Source organism: Pseudomonas sp. FR229a, assembly GCF_030209115.1.
GTDB lineage: Bacteria > Pseudomonadota > Gammaproteobacteria > Pseudomonadales > Pseudomonadaceae > Aquipseudomonas > Aquipseudomonas moraviensis_A.
The window spans coordinates 372066-392564 of the sequence record NZ_JARVSP010000008.1 but is presented as its reverse complement, the minus strand read 5'-3'; the positions used below and the strand labels follow the sequence as shown (position 1 = coordinate 392564).

The following is a 20499-nucleotide window of genomic DNA, read 5'->3' as shown; positions in this document are numbered from 1 at the left end:
GAGGGCTGGGGTGAGGGCAGCGATCTAAAGTAAACGGTGTTATCGGAACAGACTCAATTCCACCCCGCCCGATCCATCATCCGGATCGCTTCGGCCTGGCGTTTGCCCGCGACCTCGACCGGCAAGGTATCGGCCACGAACTTGCCCCACGCCGCGACTTCTTCCGAGGGCGCCACCGCCGGGTTGGCCGGGAACTCCTGGTTCACGTCAGCGAAAATCTTCTGCGCCTCAGGCGTGGTCATCCATTCAACCAAAGCCTTGGCCGCTTCCGGGTGCGGCGCGTGTTTGGTCAGGCCGATGCCCGAAAGATTCACATGCACACCGCGATCAGCCTGATTCGGCCAGAACAGCTTCACCGGCAATTCCGGCTTCTGCTTGTGCAGGCGACCGTAGTAATAAGTGTTGACGATGCCGACGTCGCACTGCCCGGCGTTGATCGCCTCCAGCACTGCAACGTCATCGGAGAACACGTCGGTGGACAGGTTGTTGACCCAGCCCTTGAGGATTTTCTCGGTCTTCTCGGCGCCGTGGACTTCGATCATGGTCGCGGTCAGCGACTGGTTGTAGACCTTCTTCGCCGTGCGCAGGCACAGGCGACCTTCCCAGTTCTTGTCGGCCAGCGCTTCGTAGGTGGTCAGTTCGCCCGGTTTCACCCGCTCGGTGGAATAGGCGATGGTCCGCGCGCGCAGGCTCAGGCCGGTCCAGGCGTGAGTGGAGGAGCGATATTGCGGCGGAATATTGGTGTCGATGGTTTTCGAGGTGAACGGCTGCAGAATGCCCATCTGCTCGGCCTGCCAGAGGTTGCCGGCATCGACAGTGAGCAGCAGGTCGGCGGTGGCGTTTTCACCTTCGGCCTTGATGCGCTGCATCAGCGGCGCTTCCTTGTCGGTGATGAACTTGATCTTCACCCCGGTCTTGGCGGTGTAGGCATCGAATACCGGTTTGATCAGCTCATCGATACGCGACGAGTAGACCACCACCTCATCGGCAGCCTGGGCAGTGGTGCTGCCGATCAGGGTCAGGGCCAGTGCGGTCAGAAGACGCTTGGGTGCCAACATGGGAGTGGTCTCTCGGTCGGAAAATGTGGGCCAAATGATAAGGACTCACATTTACCACCACAATCGAACACTGGGGGAAGGCGTTACCAGATGTTGCACAGTCGGAATGCTGTGGTTGAATCGCCTGGCGCCATCGCGAGCAGGCTCACTCCTACAATTGGAATGCATTTCAACTGTGGGAGCGAGCCTGCTCGCGATGAGGCCATCAGCCTTGAACAGATTTCAGGGCTTTGCCAGGGTGGGGAGATCACCCGTCAACCCCAGCGCCTCGCGCACAAACAACGCCTTGGCCTCGGGCATCTGCTCGACCAGTTTCAACCCGGTATTGCGCAGCCAGCGCAGCGGCAGCGGATCGGCCTGGAACAAGCGCTCAAAGCCTTCCATCGCCGCCATCAGCGCCAGGTTATGCGGCATGCGCCGACGCTCGTAGCGGCTCAGCACTTTCACGTCCGCCAATCGCTCGCCGCGCTCATGCGCTTGCAGCAACACTTGCGCCAGTACCGCTGCATCGAGGAAACCGAGATTCACGCCCTGCCCCGCCAATGGGTGAATGGTATGTGCCGCGTCACCGATCAAGGCCAGGCCTTCCGCGACGTAGCGCTTGGCATGGCGCTGACGCAGCGGCACGCACAGACGCGGATCGGCGCTGATCACTTCACCGAGGCGTCCCTCAAAGGCTCGCTCCAGTTCGGCGCAAAACCCAGCGTCGTCCAGAGCCATCAAGCGCTCGGCTTCACTTGGCGTGGTCGACCAGACGATCGAGCACCAGTCCTGCTGGCCATCGCGCTCCAGCGGCAGAAACGCCAACGGCCCGTGATCGGTAAAGCGCTGCCACGCGGTTTTGCGGTGCGGCTGGCTGCAGCGCACGCTGGTGACGATGGCGTGATGCAGGTAATCCCACTCGCGAGTGGCCACGCCGGTGAGACGGCGCACTGCAGAATTGGCGCCATCCGCCGCGATCACCAGCGGCGCGCGCAGGGTGCGGCCGTCAGCCAGGGTCAGCAGCCAGTCATCGCCGGAGCGACGCATCTGCTCCAGCCGCGCGTTGGCGAGCAGGCCCAGATCGCAGCTGTGCAAACGTTCGAGCAGGGCGTCCTGGACCACGCGGTTTTCAACGATGTGGCCGAGCACATCGGCATGCACGCTGCTCGCCGAGAAATGAATCTGCCCGGTGCCGCTGCCGTCCCAGACGTGCATGTCGGTGTACGGACTGCTGCGCCGTTGGGCGATGCCATCCCACACGCCGAGGCGTTCGAGGATGCGCTGGCTCGCCGCCGACAACGCACTGACCCGCGGTTCAAACGCCGCTTCGGCATCGAACGGCTTTACGCTCAACGGGCTGCCATCGAGCAGCAGCACTTCCAGGCCGCTGTCCTGTAGCGCCAGCGCCAAGGCGCTGCCGACCATTCCGGCTCCGACAATCAGCAGATCTGCGCGCATTTCCATGCTTTAGGCCTGTCTCGCTTGCGGCTTGCGCCGCACGTAATGGGTTTTACCGAGCGCGCCAGTGGGCGGCGCGATCCTGAAAATGAAAGTGCCGGGCAGCCACTCAAGCATCCGGACGGGTTCCCAAGCCCATCGCCTGACGGGCGAACCAGCGTTTCGCCGGCGGCAGCAGATCGAGCCCGAGCAGGCCGAGGTTGCGCCCCAGCGACACCAGCGGCTGGGTGCTGCCGAACAACCGCGTGACCTGATCGGAGAAGCCCACGGTCAGGTCCTGATCGAGGCGCTGCCGCTCGCGGTAGGCCTGCAACGTGGCGAAGTCGCCCAGCGGCTTGTCACTGGCCAGCAGCGCAGTCGCCAGGGCGTCGGCGTCACGCAGCGACAGGTTGAAGCCCTGGCCGGCGATCGGATGCAGGCTGTGCGCGGCGTTACCGAGCACAGCCAGGTGCGAACGCACCTGTTCTTCAGCCTCGATCAGTGACAGCGGATACAGATGCCGCGCGCCGACCTGTTTCAAGGTGCCGAGGCGGTAACCGAACACGCCTTGCAGCTCGCTGAGAAATTCGCGCTCGCTCAACTCGGTCAGGCGCTGCGCATCCATGCCCAGTCGGGTCCAGACCAGCGCGCAGCGGTTGTCCGGCAGCGGCAGCAGCGCCATCGGCCCTTCGTCGGTAAAGCGCTCGAAGGCCATGCCGTTGTGCGCTTCACTCGGGGTGATGTTGGCGATCAGCGCGCTCTGGTTGTACGGGCGCTTACGCACGTTGATGCCCAGCTGTTCGCGCAACCCGGAGCGGCCGCCATCGGCGAGCACCGCGAGGTCGCATTCCAGGGTGGTTTCATCGTTCAGGGTCAGGCGATAGCCATCGGCCAACGGCTCCATGCGCGTGACTTCCGCCGGGCAGCGCCAAGTGATCACGTCTTTGTCGAGGTGCTGCCACAGGCACTGGCCGAGCCAGGCGTTTTCCACCACGTAACCGAGCGCGGGTACGCCCTCTTCCATCGCCGACAAACGCGCGGTGGAGAAACGGCCCCGGTCGGAGACGTGAATCTGTTTGATCGGCTCGGCGCGGCGGGAGATTTCCTGCCAGACGCCGAGGCGCTGGTAAATCTGCCGCGAGCCGAAGGACAGCGCCGAAGAGCGTGCGTCGTAGCTCGGCTGCCAGCTGTCGCCGGGAGCGAACGGTTCGATCAGGACGATTTTCCAGCCTTGCGCCTTGGCTCCGGCCTGCAAGGCCAACGCCAGACTGGCGCCGACCAGACCGCCACCGATAATTGCCAGATTGACTCGACTCATGCTGCGTGTGTCCTTGCCTGTGCCATCAGCGCTTCGATCTCGGCGACGGTTTTTGGCACACCGCTGGTGAGAATTTCACAACCGGATCGCGTTACGACCACGTCGTCCTCGATGCGCACGCCAATGCCGCGCCATTTCTTCGGCACGCTCTGATTGTCCGGGGCGATGTAGATGCCCGGTTCCACGGTCAGCGCCATGCCGACTTCCAGCACGCGCCATTCGCCGCCGACCTTGTATTCGCCAACATCATGCACATCCATGCCCAGCCAGTGGCCGGCGCGGTGCATATAAAAAGCCTTGTAGGCTTCGCTGGCGATCAACTCGTCAACTTCGCCCTGCAACAAACCCAGCTTGACCAGACCTGTGGTGATCACCCGCACCGTGGCTTCGTGCGCCTGGTTCCAGTGCTTGTTCGGGGCGATTTCAGCGAATGCTGCTTCCTGGGAAGCCAGCACCAATTCGTAGATCGCTTTCTGCTCGGGCGAAAACTTGCCGTTGACCGGCCAGGTGCGGGTGATGTCGCTGGCGTAGCAGTCGATCTCGCAACCGGCGTCGATCAACACCAGATCACCGTCCTTGAGCAGCGCGTCATTCTGCTGGTAATGCAGGATGCAGCTGTTGCGTCCGGCGGCGACGATCGAGCCGTAGGCCGGCATCTTCGCTCCGCCCTTGCGGAATTCGTAATCCAGTTCGGCTTCGAGGCTGTATTCATACAGTCCTGGACGGCTGGCCTGCATCGCGCGGATATGCGCCTGCGCCGAGATCCGCGCAGCCTCGCGCATCACCTTCACTTCTGCCGCCGATTTATACAGGCGCATGTCGTGCAGCAGATGATCCAGGGCAACGAATTCATTCGGCGGCTGCGCACCAAGGTGCGCCTTGGAGCGGATCACGTTGATCCACTCCATCAGGTGCCGATCGAATTCCGGGTTGCTGCCCATCGCCGAATAGACCCGGTCGCGGCCTTCGATCAGGCCCGGGAGGATGTCGTCGATGTCGGTAATCGGAAACGCATCATCGGCGCCGTATTCGCTGATCGCGCCTTCTTGCCCGGCGCGCAAGCCATCCCACAATTCGCGCTCGGCGTTGCGTTCACGGCAGAACAGGATGTACTCGCCATGCTCGCGCCCGGGCATCAGCACGATGACGGCTTGCGGCTCGGGAAAACCGCTGAGGTACTGGAAGTCGCTGTCCTGACGGTAGACGTGCTCGACGTCCCGGTTGCGAATAGCGACCGCGGCGGCGGGCAGGATCGCGATGCTGTTGGGTTCCATCTGCGCCATCAGGGCCTTGCGGCGACGGCTGTATTCCGCTTTGGGGATATGGGTCATGGGCAGATGGCTTTCCCTGGCACGCGATTAATGCAGCGACGGCTTGGCGGCTGGCGGCACGTCGGCTTTCCTGGTTTCCGAGAACAGCAGCAGCGGCGCGACGCGCAGGTACTCCATGACTTCCATGTAGTCGGTTTCGCCGTCTTCGGATTCTTCCAGCGCATCCTGGACCTGGGAAATCGCCGCCAGATCCTGCAGCACTTCGTTGGCTTCCGTGCTGAGCATGCTGCTGTCGCGGCAGTTCAGGCCGAAACCGCTGAGGAAGCCCTGGCACCATTCGCCCAGAGCAGCGGCGCGGTCGGCCAGCGGTGCATCGTCGGTCGGCAGCAGCAGAACGACGGTGACATCGTCGCCGGTCAGCTCGCCCCTGACCATCTCCTGCAGGCCGATCAGGGCGTTGCGGACGTTGTCCTGGATATCGCCTTCGAGCAGTTCGGCGGCGTCGATCAGCCAGCCTTCATGATCGAAGCCGGCCCCGGCGCAACTGCGCCCGAGCAGCACGCCGTGCAGTTCGGCAGGCGAGACGTTGTGGCCGCTGGCAGTCAGCAGGGTGGCAAAGGCTTGGTACGGGGAATTCGCAATGGTCATGGGCAGCTAGGCGCCAGACGGCGCTATGTCTAGAATGAAGGCCTTGTATCCTACATCGACAGCCCCGCCAAGACCATTAAAGGCTGTCCGCCAGTCACCCCCATCAGACGAACACGTGGACCCAATGGAAGACACCGACCTGCAAGCGCTGATGGCCAGACTCGAACTGCTGATTGGCCGAGTCGAGCAACTTAAGAGTCAAAACGCACTCTTACTAGCTCAGGAAAAAACCTGGCGCGAGGAACGCGCTCACCTCATTGAAAAAAACGAAATCGCCCGGCGTAAGGTCGAATCGATGATTTCGCGCCTCAAGGCCCTGGAGCAAGACTCATGAGTTCAAGCAATAGCGTTACCGTGCAGATCCTCGACAAAGAGTATTCGATCATCTGCCCGCCGGAAGAACGCAGCAATCTGGTCAGTGCCGCCCGCTACCTGGACGGCAAGATGCGCGAGATCCGCAGCAGCGGCAAAGTCATCGGTGCCGATCGCATTGCCGTGATGGCCGCGCTGAACATCACCCACGACCTGTTGCACAAAGAAGAGCGCCCGGATATCCAGGCCAGCGGTTCGACCCGCGAACAGGTGCGCGACTTGCTCGATCGTGTCGATCTGGTCCTCGCCGACGATCAGAGTACCGCCAAGGGCTGATTCGACTGGCAGCTTGAGGTATACTCGCCCCACTCCCTGGGGTGCTTGCCAGTTGACGATGTCCCGGAGCCGATTCGCACTACCCTGGAAGTTGCACGTTGGGCTGGTGTGCATGTCCGCTAGACGGAAAGCCTTAAAGTCTACTGCTTCTTCCACCTTGAACTTTCGGGTTCAAGGGCTGAGTTGACAGCGGTTCATCCGGGGAGCCTGATTCGAATCCGATGTCGGTACATGCCGACATCGGATTTTTTATGCGTACGTTTTTGCATCCACCTGCCGAAGCCGAACCATGACCGAACCCGCCCTGCTGCCCCGCCCGCAACTCCGCCGCCTGCTGCGCAAGGCGCGCCGCGCACTGACGTCGGGCGAACAACGTCAGGCTGCCAAGGGTCTGTTCCGGCAATTGGCCCAAGACCCGCATTTTCGCCGGGCGAAACATATCTCTCTGTATTTGCCCACCGACGGTGAGATCGATCCGCGCCTGTTGCTGCGTGAAGCCCAGCGTCGCGGCAAGGCAACTTATCTGCCGGTACTCAGCGCCTGGCCACGAACGAAGATGGTTTTCCAGCGTATTCGTCCCGGCGAAAAGCTCACTCCCAATCGTTTCCGCATCCTTGAGCCCCGGGCCAATCTGGCTCGACAACGCAAGGTCTGGGCGCTGGATCTGGTGCTGTTGCCGTTGGTCGGGTTTGACGATGTCGGCGGGCGCCTGGGCATGGGCGGCGGATTTTATGATCGCAGCCTCGCCTATCTGGCCCGGCGCAAGAACTGGCGCAAGCCGACGCTGCTGGGCCTGGCCCATGAATGTCAGAAGGTCGAGCGTTTGGCGCAGGCGAGCTGGGATGTCCCGTTACAAGGCACGGTCACCGACAAGGCATGGTATTTCGCAGAGTAGACGCCGCACAGAACAGCGGCGTCGAAGAGACAGGTTCAGCGTTTGAAAGCGGTCGACTGTTGCACCTGTTGCGCCACTTCAATCGGCGCGTCGGCCTTGTTGGCCCACAGGCTCTGCGCGTAACCGGTGGTTACCACGCCCAGGCCAAACAAAATTACCAAAGTCCATAGCAAATCCGGTTTGCGTTTCATCGATTGCCCCCCTCAAGGCACATCATCACGATGACAGCAGCGGTTTCCGTTCGTAGGCCGTGCAGCAGCGTCAAGCTTTAAAGGCCGGCATTTTGCGGCAACGTGAACCTGTGCGCAAACGCTGACGTCAACCGACTGTCGGTTTGTCATAAAATTGCCCGACAACCTGCCCAATGACCGCTTCAGGAGCAAATGACATGGCCTACTGGCTGATGAAATCGGAGCCCGACGAACTCTCGATCAAGGGTCTGGAAAAGCTCGGCAAGGCGCGCTGGGACGGCGTTCGCAATTATCAGGCGCGCAATTTCCTGCGGGCGATGGCGGTGGGTGACGAGTTCTTTTTCTATCATTCCAGCTGTCCGGAGCCGGGGATTGCCGGAATCGGCAAGATAATCGAAGCGGCGTACCCCGATCCGACGGCACTTGAGCCCGACAGTCACTACTTCGATCCGAAAGCTACGCCGGAGAAAAATGCCTGGAGCGCGATCGATGTCGAGCATGTCGAGACGTTTGCGCGGGTGTTGAAGCTGGATTATCTGAAGCAGCAGACGGCGCTGGCCGAGATGCCGTTGGTGCAGAAGGGCTCGCGGTTGTCGGTGATGCCGGTGACGGCGGAGCAGTGGGCCGCGGTGATTGCGTTGCGTTAACGCGCAAAAAGATCGCAGCCTTCGGCAGCTCCTACAGGGAAACGTATTCCAGGGTAGGAGCTGCCGAAGGCTGCGATCTTTTGATTTTATGTCTTACTGGATGATCAGGTTGTTGAACAACAGATCCTCAACCACTGGCTTGCCGGTCTCGTCATTCATGACCTGCTGGGTCTGCTTCAACGCTTCCTGACGCAGCTTTTCCTTGCCCTCGATGCTGCCCATCGCCTCGGTGGTCTGCTGAGTGAACAGCGCCACCAGTTGATTGCGGATCAGCGGCTCGTTGGCCTTGACCAGTTTGGTCGCCTCTTCGCCAGTGACGCGCAGGGCCACGTCGGCCTTGTAGACCTTGAGCTTGGCGGTGCCATCGAGGCCGTAATTGCCGACGAACGGCGGGCTCAGGGTGATGTAATTGACCTTCGGCGCCTCGCCTTCTTTGGCTTCTTCGGCCAGTGCTGCCACAGGCAGAGACAGGGCCAGCAACAACATGATCCACGCTTTCACAATTCGCTCCTTATCCGGTTTGCGGCCTAGCATAGCGACCCGCCGCGCAAGCACAAGCTTATGGCTGACTATCAGGGTCGGGCATGCTCGTTGACCCGTTGATTCACACACCTACACTTATCGGCCATCACTCCCAAAGGAATAGCCCTGATGAAAGCCGTGCTGTGCAAAGCCTTCGGCCCTGCCGAATCGCTGGTGCTGGAAGACGTCGCCAGTCCTGTCGCCAAGAAGAACGAAATCCTGCTGGACGTGCACGCCGCCGGGGTCAATTTCCCGGACACGCTGATCATCGAGGGCAAATACCAGTTCAAACCGCCCTTCCCGTTCTCGCCGGGCGGTGAAGCGGCCGGGGTGGTGCGCGAAGTCGGGGAAAAGGTCAGTCACCTGAAAGTCGGCGACCGGGTCATGGCGCTGACCGGCTGGGGCAGTTTTGCCGAGCAGGTTGCGGTGCCGGGCTACAACGTCCTGCCGATTCCGCCGTCGATGGACTTCAACATTGCCGCTGCGTTCAGCATGACCTACGGCACCTCCATGCACGCGCTCAAGCAGCGCGCCAACCTGCAAGCGGGCGAAACCCTGCTGGTTCTCGGGGCATCCGGTGGTGTGGGCCTCGCCGCGGTGGAGATCGGCAAAGCCATGGGCGCCCGGGTGATCGCCGCCGCCAGCAGCGCCGAGAAACTCGCGGTGGCCAAGGCTGCCGGGGCTGACGAGTTGATCAACTACAGCGAAAGCAATCTGAAGGACGAAATCAAACGCCTCACCGACGGCCAGGGCGCCGACGTGATTTACGACCCGGTCGGCGGCGACCTGTTCGACCAGGCCATCCGCGCCATCGCCTGGAACGGCCGCCTGCTGGTCGTCGGCTTCGCCAGCGGACGCATCCCGGAACTGCCGGTGAACCTCGCCCTGCTCAAAGGCGCGGCGGTGCTCGGCGTGTTCTGGGGTTCCTTCGCCCAACGCCAGCCCCAGGACAATGCAGCGAACTTTGCGCAACTGTTCGGCTGGTTTGCCGAGGGCAAACTCAAACCGCTGGTGTCGCAGGTGTATCCGCTGAGCAATGCGGCGCAAGCGATCGATGATCTTGGCCAGCGCAAGGCTGTGGGCAAGGTTGTCGTTCAGGTTCGTTAAGACTGCGGCGCGATCCGGGCCCGCAACCCGGATCGCTTCAATATTGAGATCCGCCTCTTCAATACGTTAAGCCGCAGAAAGCCACCCGAGCCACCATTCCCTCTGCGCCGCATAGTTATCTCAGAGCGACATGTTCATAAAGGAACGCTCAACTGCGCAAATTTCCGCTGTTTTGCCGACGTGAAGCAATGCTATTTTCGGTAACGAAACTGTAACATTCGCATCCGCAGTCAAAACAAGAAAACTGGAGCTCTTGAATGTTTGCTTTCTTTCGTCCTGCCGCACATCAGGCTCCTTTGCCTGAAGAAAAAATAGACAGCACCTACCGACGCCTGCGCTGGCAGATTTTCGCCGGTATCTTTATCGGCTACGCCGGTTACTACCTGCTGCGCAAGAACTTCTCCCTGGCCATGCCGTACCTGATCGACGAAGGCTACAGCCGTGGCGACCTCGGCCTGGCGATGTCGGCGATCGCCATTGCCTACGGTCTGTCGAAGTTCCTCATGGGCCTGGTGTCCGACCGTTCCAACCCGCGTTTCTTCCTGCCGTTCGGTCTGCTGGTCTCGGCCGGGGTGATGTTCATTTTCGGTTTCGCGCCGTGGGCAACATCCAGCGTGACGATGATGTTCATCCTCCTGTTCATCAACGGCTGGGCGCAGGGCATGGGCTGGCCGCCGAGCGGACGGACCATGGTGCACTGGTGGTCGCAGAAGGAACGCGGCGGCGTGGTGTCGGTGTGGAACGTGGCGCATAACGTCGGCGGCGGTCTGATCGGCCCGCTGTTCCTGATCGGCATGGGCCTGTTCAACGACTGGCACGCGGCGTTCTACGTCCCGGCAGCGGTCGCGCTGGGCGTTGCGGTGTTTGCGTTCATCACCATGCGCGACACCCCGCAATCGGTCGGCCTGCCGCCGATCGAGCAGTACAAGAACGATTATCCGGAAGGCTACGACGCCAGCCACGAAGACGAATTCAGCGCCAAGGAAATCTTCGTCAAATACGTGCTGCGCAACAAAATGCTCTGGTACATCGCCATGGCCAACGTTTTCGTCTACCTGCTTCGCTACGGCGTGCTGGACTGGGCGCCGACCTACCTCAAGGAAGCCAAGGGTTTCACCGTGGATAAAACCTCGTGGGCCTACTTCTTCTACGAGTGGGCGGGCATTCCGGGGACGCTACTGTGCGGCTGGATGTCGGACAAGATCTTCCGTGGCAACCGTGGCCTGACCGGCATGGTGTTCATGGCGCTGGTGACCGTGGCGACGCTGGTGTACTGGCTGAATCCGGCCGGCAACCCGATGGTCGACATGATCGCCCTGTTGTCGATCGGCTTCCTGATCTACGGCCCGGTCATGCTGATCGGCCTGCAGGCACTGGAACTGGCGCCGAAGAAGGCCGCCGGCACCGCAGCGGGATTCACCGGTCTGTTCGGTTATCTGGGTGGTTCGGTCGCGGCCAGTGCGGCGATGGGCTATACCGTTGACCATTTCGGCTGGGACGGCGGTTTCGTCCTGCTGGTCGGCGCTTGCCTGCTGGCGATGGCCTTCCTCGCGCCAACGCTATGGCACAAGCAGGTCGCCAGTCAGAGCCGCGAAGCGGTCGCCTGATCGCTGTGTGATTTACAGCGCTTGAGCCGCGCTTCCAGATTGCGGTCTGGCATGGCGTGGCTGCGCAGGGCGTGCACGGTCTGCTCGACATAATCGCGAGTGGTGCCGTAACGTCCGCTGGCGCTGGCGAACACCTGGCTGAGCACATGATCCGGCAAGTTGCCGGCATAGCTCGGCAGGTGACGCTCCAGCACGAATCCCAAGGCCTGCACCTGAGTGCCATCTTCGAGCCGGCAATTGAGCCAGTGCGGACGATACGAGGGAAACGGCATCTCGCGTTTCCACAGCGCGTACAGCGCGGTATCGAGATTGTCTTCCGGTAAGCGGTAGGCAAAACCGCTGCAGGAACCGCCACGATCCAGACCGAACACCAGACCGGGCATCTCCGGCGTACCACGGTGCTCATGCGACCACAGGTACAAGCCGCGATGGTAACCATGCACGCGACCGCGCATACGCTCAACGGCCGTGCATTCCGGACGCCAGATCAGCGAGCCATAGGCGAACAGCCACACCGGCCCGCCCTTGTGGCGCGCCATGGTCGATTGCATGGAAGCGAGAAGTTGTTCGTGCGTCAGCTGCGGCCCAAGATCGAGCCGCGGAGGGTAAGCCAGATTCAGAATTGCGTTTTCAATGGCGCTCATGGCGAATAGCGTTCAGCTCCCCGCGGGTGAAGAATTACTTAATAGAACGCACCGCTGTAACAATAAGGCACATATGTTTCGAGGCAAATTAAGTGCCATGACACTGGCGGTGATTAATTACCTGATTGATATATAACCTAGCGGTATTTGTGCAATTACATAAATACCGATCGGCTATATACCCAGTTATAAGTATCAGCCGCGCGGGGCATAGGCGAACACGTCGGCGCGCATCTGATGCGCATCCATTCCCGCCTCGACCAGCGCATCCAGCGTGCCGTAGACCATTGCCGGCGAACCGCTGGCATAGACGTGCAGCGGCTTCAGGTCAGGGAAATCCTCGCAAACCGCCTCGTGCAACATGCCGCAGCGCCCTTCCCAGCCGCACTGGTCGCTGACGACCTTGTGCAGAAACAGGTTGGGCAGCTTCAGCCATTCGTCCCAGTGCTCGATCTGATAGAAATCTTCCGGGCGGCGCACGCCCCAGTACAGATGCACCGGATGCTTGAAACCTTCGGCGCGGCAATGCTCGATCAGGCTGTGAATCTGGCCCATGCCGGTACCAGCGGCGATCAGCACCAACGGGCCTTCGGGCAGCTCCGCAAGATGTGTGTCGCCAAACGGCAGCTCGACACGCACCATCGGGTTGCGTTGCAGCTGTTCGATCAGGCTCAGCGCACTGGCTTCGCGCGCCAGCACGTGGATTTCCAGATCACGCCCGCCGTGGGGTGCCGAAGCCATGGAGAACGCCGATTTCTCGCCGCTCTCACGCTCGATCATCAAATACTGCCCGGCGTGATAACGCGGTGGCTTGCCCGCCGGTGCACGCAGACGCACGCGCCAGGTATCGCCGCCCACCTCGCGGCACTCGATGACCTGACATGACAGGCTGCGCACCGGCAGCTCACCCAATGCGAGCACGCCATCCCACAACAGCACGCAGTCTTCCAGCGGTTCGGCAATGCAGGTGTAGAACTCGCCGTGGTCGTGGACTTTGCCGGCCTGCTCGACGCGGCCTTCGACCAGCAGCGCTGCGCACACGTGGCAATTGCCGTTGCGGCAGCTTTGCGGGCAGTCATAGCCCAGGCGCCGCGCGCCGTCGAGAATCCGCTCACCGGGTTGTATCTCGAGGACCGCTCCGGAAGGCTGCAGGGTTACACGCATCAATCTATTCCTAACTGATTCCAGATGGCATCGATCCGTTGGGTGACGGCGTCGTCCTTGACGATCACGCGGCCCCACTCGCGGGTGGTTTCGCCCGGCCACTTGTGGGTGGCATCCAGGCCCATTTTCGAGCCCAGGCCGGAAATCGGCGAGGCGAAGTCGAGGTAGTCGATCGGCGTGTTATCGATCATCACCGTATCGCGCTTGGGGTCCATGCGCGTGGTGATGGCCCAGATCACGTCGTTCCAGTCGCGGGCGTTGATATCGTCGTCAGTGACGATAACGAACTTGGTGTACATGAACTGTCGCAAAAACGACCAGACGCCGAGCATCACGCGCTTGGCATGCCCCGGATACGACTTCTTCATCGTCACCACGGCCATGCGGTACGAGCAGCCTTCCGGCGGCAGGTAGAAGTCGGTGATCTCCGGGAATTGCTTCTGCAGGATCGGCACGAACACTTCATTCAGCGCCACGCCGAGAATCGCCGGCTCATCCGGCGGACGGCCGGTGTAAGTGCTGTGATAGATCGGTTTGATCCGGTGGGTGATGCGCTCGACGGTGAACACCGGGAAGCTGTCGACTTCGTTGTAGTAACCGGTGTGGTCGCCATACGGGCCTTCGTCGGCCATTTCGCCCGGATGAATCACGCCTTCAAGGATGATTTCGGCGGTGGCCGGCACTTGCAGGTCGTTGCCACGGCACTTGACCAGCTCGGTGCGGTTACCGCGCAAGAGACCGGCGAAAGCGTATTCGGAAAGGCTGTCCGGCACCGGGGTTACAGCGCCAAGGATAGTCGCCGGATCAGCGCCAAGGGCCACCGACACCGGGAACGGCTGCCCCGGATGCTTCTCGCACCACTCGCGGAAGTCGAGAGCACCGCCACGATGGCTGAGCCAGCGCATGATCACCTTGTTGCGAGCGATCACTTGCTGACGGTAGATGCCGAGGTTCTGACGTTCCTTGTTCGGGCCTTTGGTGACCGTCAGGCCCCAGGTGATCAGCGGGCCAACGTCGCCGGGCCAGCAGGTCTGCACCGGCAGCATTGCCAGATCGACGTCGTCGCCTTCGATGACCACTTCCTGACACACCGCGTCTTTGACGACTTTCGGCGCCATGGAAATGATCTTGCGGAAGATCGGCAGTTTCGACCATGCGTCCTTCAAGCCCTTCGGCGGCTCCGGTTCCTTGAGGAAGGCCAGCAGCTTGCCGATTTCGCGCAGTTCGCTGACCGACTCGGCGCCCATGCCCATGGCCACGCGCTCGGGGGTGCCGAACAGGTTGCCGAGCACCGGGATATCGTAACCGGTGGGTTTTTCGAACAGCAGCGCCGGGCCTTTGGCCCGCAACGTGCGGTCGCACACCTCAGTCATCTCCAGCACCGGCGAGACGGGAATCCGGATGCGTTTCAACTCTCCGCGCTGCTCAAGCTGCTGCACGAAATCCCGAAGATCCTTGAATTTCATTGACGATGGCACCCTCAAAATAGGCGTACATCCTACCTGCTCTGACGGGCAAACAGCAGCCCGTCAGTGCCCGGCATCGCTCAATTGTGGCTAGCACCCAGCAGCATCGGCGCAAACAACGGGCTGAGTCTGGCGCTGCCGGCGTCGGAAAGATGGTCGGCATCCTTGTACTGCGAATGGCCGTCGACATCGATCATGCACAAGCCGTCCTTGCACATCAACGGCGTCGGATCGATGACGTGCACCCCGGCATCCGCGGCATTCATCGAGCCGAACAGCTCGGTGAAAAACTGCTGGCGAGCCAGATGCTCGGCGAGCGGGCGGCCCAATCCTTCGGCCGAGCGGCCAATACGCGCCAGACTGGTCAAGCGGCTGATGTAACTCTTGTGCTGCAGTGGCACCTCCTTGAACAACCAGACCTGCACGCCCGCCTCACGCAATTCGCTGACCTGAGCCTTGATTGCCGCTGCCATGCGCTTTTCCGATTGCGCGACATTGCGCGAAGGGTCGAGGAGGAACTGCTTGTCGCCGTCACCGTCCTCACGGCCGTAGACATACAGACTCCAGTTCGCCGCCAGCACCACGTCCTTGATACCCAGCTCGCGGACCAGCTGCATGTTGCGCTGGTTGAACTGCTTGCATTGCGCGCGCAGGGCGTCGTCGATGATCGGTGGGCATCCCGTGAGGCTGTACAGCCAGACCGACTGACCGTCACGCTGGCTATTGCCTTCGATGGCGGGCAGCAGCGCGGCGGTGTGGCTGTCACCCCAGAACATTTTCGTCGGCGCAATTTTCTGATCGCCGCCCACGCGACACGCCTTGTCCAGGGTTTTGTCCTTGCTCATGTGCATGCATTGCATCTGCCCGGCGTTCCACTCCTGGGACTGGGCATATTCCAGCGCTTTGCCGCTCAGGCGCTCGGGCACGCCGTCCGCCGAACGGATGGCCGAACCGACCACCGCCAGGACGGCAATCGACACCAGGCCACCGACCAACACCGAGTTTCGGCTGACGAACACGCGTTTTTCGCGAAACGGCAGCTCGACAAAGCGCAGACTCAGCCAGGCCAGTGCGACCGCCAGCGCGATCCAGCCAAGCGCTTCAAGCGGCTGGATGCCGTCGATCGAGATGGCATTGGCATACACGTAGATCGGCCAGTGCCACAGGTATAGCGAGTAGGACAACAGACCGATCCACACCATTGGCCGCAGGCTCAACACCTGGCCAGCCAGGGTCGGGCCGCGAGCGCCCGACCAGATCAATGCGCTGGTACCGAGCACCGGCAGCAGCGCTGCCCAGCCCGGGAACACGGTAGTTTTGTCGAATGTGAAGATTGCCAATAGCACCGCCGCCAGTCCGGCCAGGCCGACGATCTGCCGAAACCAAAGCCGCGGCGCGTGTTTTGCTGCCGGCAACACTGCGAGCATGGCGCCGCAGAGCAATTCCCAGGCGCGGGTCGGCAGGGAGAAGAAGGCGAATTCCGGGCGACGCTCGATGTAGACGATGTTCAGCCCGAACGACACCAGCAGCACGGCGAACAGCACCCAGCGCCAATGCCGGACATAGCGCATCAGCAGCACCATCATCAGCGGGAAGAAGATGTAGTACTGCTCCTCCACGGCCAGCGACCAGGTATGCAGCAAGGGTTTGAGATCGGAGGCCGGGGCGAAGTAGCCGTCCTCGCGCATAAACAGGATGTTGGAAATGAACAGCGACTGATAGCGAATCGTTCGTCCCAGATCGGACAGATCCTTGGCGGTCAGCAGCAACCAGCCCAGCGCCAGAGTCACCACTACGACCAGCGTCAGCGCCGGCAGAATGCGTCGAGCGCGACGGCCCCAGAAGTCGAGAAAGCTGAAGCGCTGGGCGCTGATTTCGCGAAACAGGATCGAGGTGATCAGAAACCCGGAGATGACGAAGAAAACATCCACGCCGACAAAGCCGCCGCTGAACGTATTGAATCCGAAATGAAACAGCACGACGGGAAGAACCGCGAGCGCGCGTAAACCGTCGATATCACGGCGATTGCCAAACGTGTGCATGAAAAACCTTACCTGTTCTGGATACAGAATCCCTTGAAGGCGCGACGTTAGCAGCCGCGCAAACTTCAATCCAGATACAAATAATCGCGGGCAAAAAAAAGCGCCCCTCGCGGGACGCCTTTTTTAACAGCGCAGAATATTACTTGCGCTTCATCGACAAGAAGAACTCGTCGTTGGTCTTGGTCGTCTTCAGCTTGTCGACCAGGAACTCGATGGCGGCAACTTCGTCCATCGGGTGCAGCAGCTTGCGCAGAATCCACATGCGCTGCAGTTCGTCGTCGGCAGTCAGCAACTCTTCGCGGCGGGTGCCGGAACGGTTGATGTTGATGGCCGGGAAGACACGCTTCTCGGCAATCTTGCGATCCAGAGGCAGTTCCATGTTGCCGGTACCCTTGAACTCTTCGTAGATCACTTCGTCCATCTTCGAGCCGGTTTCAACCAGCGCGGTGGCGATAATGGTCAGCGAGCCGCCTTCTTCGATGTTGCGCGCGGCACCGAAGAAACGTTTCGGCTTCTCCAGGGCGTGGGCATCGACACCACCGGTCAGGACCTTGCCGGAGCTCGGGATCACGGTGTTGTAGGCACGGGCCAGACGGGTGATGGAGTCGAGCAGGATCACCACGTCTTTCTTGTGTTCGACCAGGCGCTTGGCCTTCTCGATCACCATTTCAGCTACCTGGACGTGACGGGTCGGCGGCTCGTCGAAAGTCGAGGCAACCACTTCGCCGCGCACGGTGCGCTGCATTTCGGTCACTTCTTCCGGACGCTCGTCGATCAACAGCACGATCAGGTGAACTTCAGGGTTGTTGCGGGCGATGTTCGCTGCGATGTTCTGCAGCATGATCGTTTTACCGGCCTTCGGCGGCGCAACGATCAGACCACGCTGGCCTTTGCCGATCGGCGCACACAGGTCGATCACGCGGCCGGTCAGGTCTTCGGTGGAACCGTTGCCGGCTTCCATCTTCATGCGCACGGTCGGGAACAGCGGGGTCAGGTTCTCGAAGAGAATCTTGTTTTTCGCGTTCTCCGGACGATCGAAGTTGATCGTGTCGACCTTGAGCAGGGCGAAATACCGCTCGCCTTCCTTCGGAGGGCGGATCTTGCCAACGATGGTGTCACCGGTGCGCAAGTTGAAGCGGCGGATCTGGCTCGGCGAGACGTAGATGTCGTCAGGGCCGGCGAGGTAGGAAGCGTCTGCGGAGCGCAGGAAGCCGAAGCCGTCCTGGAGAATCTCCAGCACGCCATCACCGGAGATTTCCTCGCCGCTTTTCGCGTGCTTTTTCAGCAGGGAGAAAATCACGTCCTGCTTGCGCGAACGGGCCATATTTTCTATGCCCATCTGTTCGGCCAATTCGAGCAGTTCGGTAATCGGCTTTTGCTTGAGTTCAGTCAGATTCATATAGGAATGACGTAATCATTTATGGAGGGGGGAAATTAAGCTTTTGGCTTAATGAGGCCGCGCCGCGGAGAAGGCGACAGGATCGCGAACTAATTCGAAAAGGAGTGCGTCGGCGACGGCTAGCAGGGGGCATTGGAGAAACCAGTGCGGGGCCGAATGTACCACCTGAGTTTCGGAGCGTCCAGCCCTGAATACGCAAAAAGCCCCGCGAAGTGCGGGGCTTTTTTTCAGCGTTTTACTGCGACGCTCAGATGTTGGCGTCGAGGAAAGCCGCCAGTTGCGACTTCGACAGTGCGCCGACCTTGGTCGCTTCAACGTTGCCGTTCTTGAACAGCATCAGCGTCGGGATACCACGCACGCCATACTTGGCCGGGGTTTCCTGGTTTTCGTCGATGTTCAGTTTGGCGACGGTCAGCTTGCCTTTGTAGGTCTCGGCAATCTCGTCCAGAACCGGTGCGATCATTTTGCAAGGGCCGCACCATTCAGCCCAGTAGTCGACCAGGACAGCGCCTTCGGCCTCGATTACGTCAGCATCGAAGCTAGCGTCGCTAACGTGTTTGATCAGATCGCTGCTCATGGAGTTCTCCAGGTTGTAAGCAAAAAAACGTGGCCCATCATAGCCGCCCTTCCCTTGTTCCGGAAGCCGCAGATGATTGAGTGTTGCTATGGCCCCTGATGAGTTTGGGTATAGCTCAAGTCACGCCGTGGCGGGAGCGATGAAGGCGATTCCGGTGCGCAGGGCGGCGTTGCGCACGTGTTCCTGCATGGCTTTCTGCGCCGCCCCCGACGCGCGGCGCGCCAGGGCACGGAGGATCTTGCGATGTTCCTGCCAGGTTTCCATGGCGCGCTCGGCGCGGATGAACGGCAGTTTCTGGCTCTCGAGGAAGATCTCGGCGCTGGCGGTGAGGATGCTCAGCATCGCCTGATTGCCGCTGGCCAGGAGGATGCGCCGGTGAAAATCGAAGTCGAGTTTCGCCGCCGCTTCGAAGTCGCCGCCGCGCAATTGCTCGCGCATCGCCGCGACATTGTCTTCCAGCGCATCCAGATCAAACGTGCTCAAGGTTGTCGCGGCGAGCCCGGCGGCAAAGCCCTCCAGCGCGTAGCGCAACTGAAAGATGTCCAGCGGCGAGGCTCGCGCCGCGAATGGCCAGCCCGGCGCTTCGCCACGCGACAACTCGACCGGCGATTGCACGAACACGCCCTTGCCCGGCTGAATGCTGACCACGCCCAGTGCACTGAGCGACGACAGCGCTTCACGCAACGACGCCCGACTGACGCCCAGTTGCAGCGCCAGATCCCGTTGCGAAGGCAACGCGTCGCCGGCGCCGAAGCCCTGTTCGGTGATCAGTTTGCGGATCGCTTGCAGCGCCACTTCGGGTACGGCGCGGGAGATCGAATTCATGATGAGCGGACGCGTCAGGGCCAAGGTGCGGCTAGTTGTAAAGCTATTCGCCGACTCCGGCAAGTCGTGCCCCAGCGGGGTTCGGCGCGCACTGCCGATGCGCCATCGCAGTGCGAAAACCGAGTTGACTGTTCAGACCAGTAAGACCGAACCAAGCCGCTGATGCCGCGGCCTGCCGGGGCGAAATCTGCCTCTTGGCACGGCCCATGCTCTGTCCGATCGCAGAAATCACTTCCCGCCGATCCGGAGATAGTCCATGACCCAGCGTTACAGCGCCCTCCTCGCTTCCCTGTTTGCCGGCCTGCTGCTGTGCCAGGCCCCCGCTCACGCCGACGGTCTGGACGACGTGGTCAAACGCGGCACGCTGAAAGTCGCCGTGCCCCAGGACTTTCCGCCATTTGGCTCGGTCGGTCCGGACATGAAGCCGCGCGGGCTGGATATCGACACGGCGAAACTGCTCGCTGACCAACTCAAGGTCAAACTCGAACTGACCCCGGTCAACAGCACCAACCGCATCCCGTTCCTGACCACCGGCAAGGTCGATCTGGTGATTTCCAGCCTCGGCAAAAACCCCGAGCGCGAGAAGGTCATCGACTTCTCCCGCGCCTACGCGCCGTTCTACCTCGCTGTGTTCGGCCCGCCAGACGCTGCGATCACCAGTCTCGACGACCTCAAGGGCAAGACCATCAGCGTCACCCGGGGCGCCATCGAAGACATCGAGTTGAGCAAAGTCGCCCCCGAAGGCGTGACCATCAAGCGCTTCGAAGACAACAACTCGACCATCGCCGCTTACCTGGCCGGCCAGGTCGATCTGATCGCCAGCGGCAACGTGGTGATGGTTGCCATCAGCGAGAAGAACCCCAAGCGCGTGCCGGCGCTGAAAGTGAAGCTCAAGGATTCGCCGGTCTATGTCGGCGTGAACAAGAACGAAGCGGCGCTGCTGGCCCGGGTCAACGACATCCTCAACAGCGCCAAGGCTGACGGCGCGCTGGAAAAGAACTCGCAGACCTGGCTGAAAGAGCCGCTGCCGGCCGATCTCTGATCGACTGCG

General features: G+C 61.2%; 21 protein-coding genes and 1 other RNA gene. 8 read left to right on the top strand and 14 right to left on the bottom strand.

Features of this window, described 5'->3' with window-relative positions:
- Nucleotides 1-53: 53 nt before the first annotated feature.
- The 5 genes from QRN33_RS08430 to QRN33_RS08410 form a co-directional block, all read right to left on the bottom strand.
- Complete coding sequence (locus QRN33_RS08430) at nucleotides 54-1058, bottom strand: extracellular solute-binding protein (RefSeq protein ID WP_123417764.1); 1005 nt, start codon at nucleotides 1056-1058, stop codon at nucleotides 54-56.
- Between the two features lie 222 nt (nucleotides 1059-1280).
- On the bottom strand, nucleotides 1281-2498 hold the full coding sequence (locus QRN33_RS08425) for a 2-octaprenyl-3-methyl-6-methoxy-1,4-benzoquinol hydroxylase (RefSeq protein WP_201297839.1): 1218 nt from the start codon (nucleotides 2496-2498) through the stop codon (nucleotides 1281-1283).
- A gap of 109 nt (nucleotides 2499-2607) precedes the next feature.
- The gene (gene ubiH / locus QRN33_RS08420) at nucleotides 2608-3795 is read right to left on the bottom strand and encodes a 2-octaprenyl-6-methoxyphenyl hydroxylase (RefSeq protein ID WP_065616331.1); all 1188 of its coding nucleotides are present in this window, start codon (nucleotides 3793-3795) and stop codon (nucleotides 2608-2610) included.
- The gene (gene pepP, locus QRN33_RS08415) at nucleotides 3792-5126 is read right to left on the bottom strand and encodes a Xaa-Pro aminopeptidase (RefSeq protein WP_065616332.1); all 1335 of its coding nucleotides are present in this window, start codon (nucleotides 5124-5126) and stop codon (nucleotides 3792-3794) included. Before pepP ends, ubiH begins: the two co-directional genes overlap by 4 nt.
- Nucleotides 5127-5153: 27 nt before the next feature.
- Nucleotides 5154-5714, bottom strand: a complete 561-nt coding sequence (locus QRN33_RS08410) for a YecA/YgfB family protein (RefSeq protein ID WP_285407992.1) — start codon at nucleotides 5712-5714, stop codon at nucleotides 5154-5156.
- Nucleotides 5715-5838: 124 nt separating this feature from the next.
- Here QRN33_RS08410 and QRN33_RS08405 point away from each other — a divergent pair, with 124 nt between their 5' ends.
- From QRN33_RS08405 to QRN33_RS08390, 4 genes are all read left to right on the top strand, one after another.
- Nucleotides 5839-6048: a TIGR02449 family protein gene (locus QRN33_RS08405; RefSeq protein WP_007911197.1), complete on the top strand. Its 210-nt coding sequence runs from the start codon at nucleotides 5839-5841 to the stop codon at nucleotides 6046-6048.
- Nucleotides 6045-6362 (top strand): cell division protein ZapA, encoded by a 318-nt coding sequence (locus QRN33_RS08400; protein WP_042607079.1) that lies wholly within the window; start codon nucleotides 6045-6047, stop codon nucleotides 6360-6362. The genes QRN33_RS08405 and QRN33_RS08400 overlap by 4 nt, the downstream gene beginning before the upstream one ends.
- A 30-nt stretch (nucleotides 6363-6392) precedes the next feature.
- Nucleotides 6393-6571: non-coding RNA, 6S RNA (gene ssrS / locus QRN33_RS08395), on the top strand.
- A gap of 80 nt (nucleotides 6572-6651) precedes the next feature.
- Complete coding sequence (locus QRN33_RS08390; RefSeq protein WP_065616334.1) at nucleotides 6652-7257, top strand: 5-formyltetrahydrofolate cyclo-ligase; 606 nt, start codon at nucleotides 6652-6654, stop codon at nucleotides 7255-7257.
- Between the two features lie 35 nt (nucleotides 7258-7292).
- Here QRN33_RS08390 and QRN33_RS08385 read toward each other — a convergent pair whose 3' ends face one another.
- On the bottom strand, nucleotides 7293-7448 hold the full coding sequence (locus QRN33_RS08385; protein ID WP_007911192.1) for a hypothetical protein: 156 nt from the start codon (nucleotides 7446-7448) through the stop codon (nucleotides 7293-7295).
- 197 nt (nucleotides 7449-7645) lie between these two features.
- Between QRN33_RS08385 and QRN33_RS08380 the strand changes: the two genes are divergently transcribed.
- Entirely contained in the window at nucleotides 7646-8095 is a 450-nt protein-coding gene (locus QRN33_RS08380) for an EVE domain-containing protein (protein WP_042607080.1), read from the top strand.
- Between the two features lie 93 nt (nucleotides 8096-8188).
- Here QRN33_RS08380 and QRN33_RS08375 read toward each other — a convergent pair whose 3' ends face one another.
- Entirely contained in the window at nucleotides 8189-8596 is a 408-nt protein-coding gene (locus QRN33_RS08375; RefSeq protein WP_039757432.1) for a flagellar basal body-associated protein FliL, read from the bottom strand.
- Between the two features lie 150 nt (nucleotides 8597-8746).
- On the opposite strand from QRN33_RS08375, the gene QRN33_RS08370 reads away from it, so the two are divergent.
- Nucleotides 8747-9724, top strand: a complete 978-nt coding sequence (locus QRN33_RS08370) for an NADPH:quinone oxidoreductase family protein (protein ID WP_064364681.1) — start codon at nucleotides 8747-8749, stop codon at nucleotides 9722-9724.
- Nucleotides 9725-9981: 257 nt separating this feature from the next.
- Complete coding sequence (glpT, locus tag QRN33_RS08365) at nucleotides 9982-11331, top strand: glycerol-3-phosphate transporter (protein ID WP_039757430.1); 1350 nt, start codon at nucleotides 9982-9984, stop codon at nucleotides 11329-11331.
- Here glpT and QRN33_RS08360 read toward each other — a convergent pair.
- The 7 genes from QRN33_RS08360 to QRN33_RS08330 all read right to left on the bottom strand — a co-directional run bounded on the left by QRN33_RS08360 (nucleotide 11307) and on the right by QRN33_RS08330 (nucleotide 19448).
- Nucleotides 11307-11975 carry a gamma-glutamylcyclotransferase gene (locus QRN33_RS08360; RefSeq protein WP_042607082.1) on the bottom strand — a complete coding sequence of 223 codons (669 nt, stop codon included), beginning with the start codon at nucleotides 11973-11975 and terminating at the stop codon, nucleotides 11307-11309. The genes glpT and QRN33_RS08360 overlap by 25 nt on opposite strands.
- 195 nt (nucleotides 11976-12170) lie before the next feature.
- Nucleotides 12171-13139, bottom strand: coding sequence for a CDP-6-deoxy-delta-3,4-glucoseen reductase (locus QRN33_RS08355; RefSeq protein ID WP_064364680.1), 969 nt, complete (start codon nucleotides 13137-13139; stop codon nucleotides 12171-12173).
- Nucleotides 13139-14605 (bottom strand): 4-hydroxy-3-polyprenylbenzoate decarboxylase, encoded by a 1467-nt coding sequence (ubiD, locus tag QRN33_RS08350; protein ID WP_285407985.1) that lies wholly within the window; start codon nucleotides 14603-14605, stop codon nucleotides 13139-13141. Before ubiD ends, QRN33_RS08355 begins: the two co-directional genes overlap by 1 nt.
- An 80-nt stretch (nucleotides 14606-14685) precedes the next feature.
- Nucleotides 14686-16647, bottom strand: coding sequence for an acyltransferase family protein (locus QRN33_RS08345; RefSeq protein WP_285407983.1), 1962 nt, complete (start codon nucleotides 16645-16647; stop codon nucleotides 14686-14688).
- Nucleotides 16648-16786: 139 nt separating this feature from the next.
- Nucleotides 16787-18046 carry a transcription termination factor Rho gene (rho, locus tag QRN33_RS08340; RefSeq protein WP_003229334.1) on the bottom strand — a complete coding sequence of 420 codons (1260 nt, stop codon included), beginning with the start codon at nucleotides 18044-18046 and terminating at the stop codon, nucleotides 16787-16789.
- A gap of 247 nt (nucleotides 18047-18293) precedes the next feature.
- Nucleotides 18294-18623, bottom strand: coding sequence for a thioredoxin TrxA (gene trxA / locus QRN33_RS08335; protein WP_065616337.1), 330 nt, complete (start codon nucleotides 18621-18623; stop codon nucleotides 18294-18296).
- Nucleotides 18624-18743: 120 nt separating this feature from the next.
- The gene (locus QRN33_RS08330; protein ID WP_285407980.1) at nucleotides 18744-19448 is read right to left on the bottom strand and encodes a FadR/GntR family transcriptional regulator; all 705 of its coding nucleotides are present in this window, start codon (nucleotides 19446-19448) and stop codon (nucleotides 18744-18746) included.
- A gap of 256 nt (nucleotides 19449-19704) precedes the next feature.
- On the opposite strand from QRN33_RS08330, the gene QRN33_RS08325 reads away from it, so the two are divergent.
- Entirely contained in the window at nucleotides 19705-20490 is a 786-nt protein-coding gene (locus QRN33_RS08325) for a transporter substrate-binding domain-containing protein (protein ID WP_042607087.1), read from the top strand.
- Nucleotides 20491-20499 lie beyond the last annotated feature (9 nt).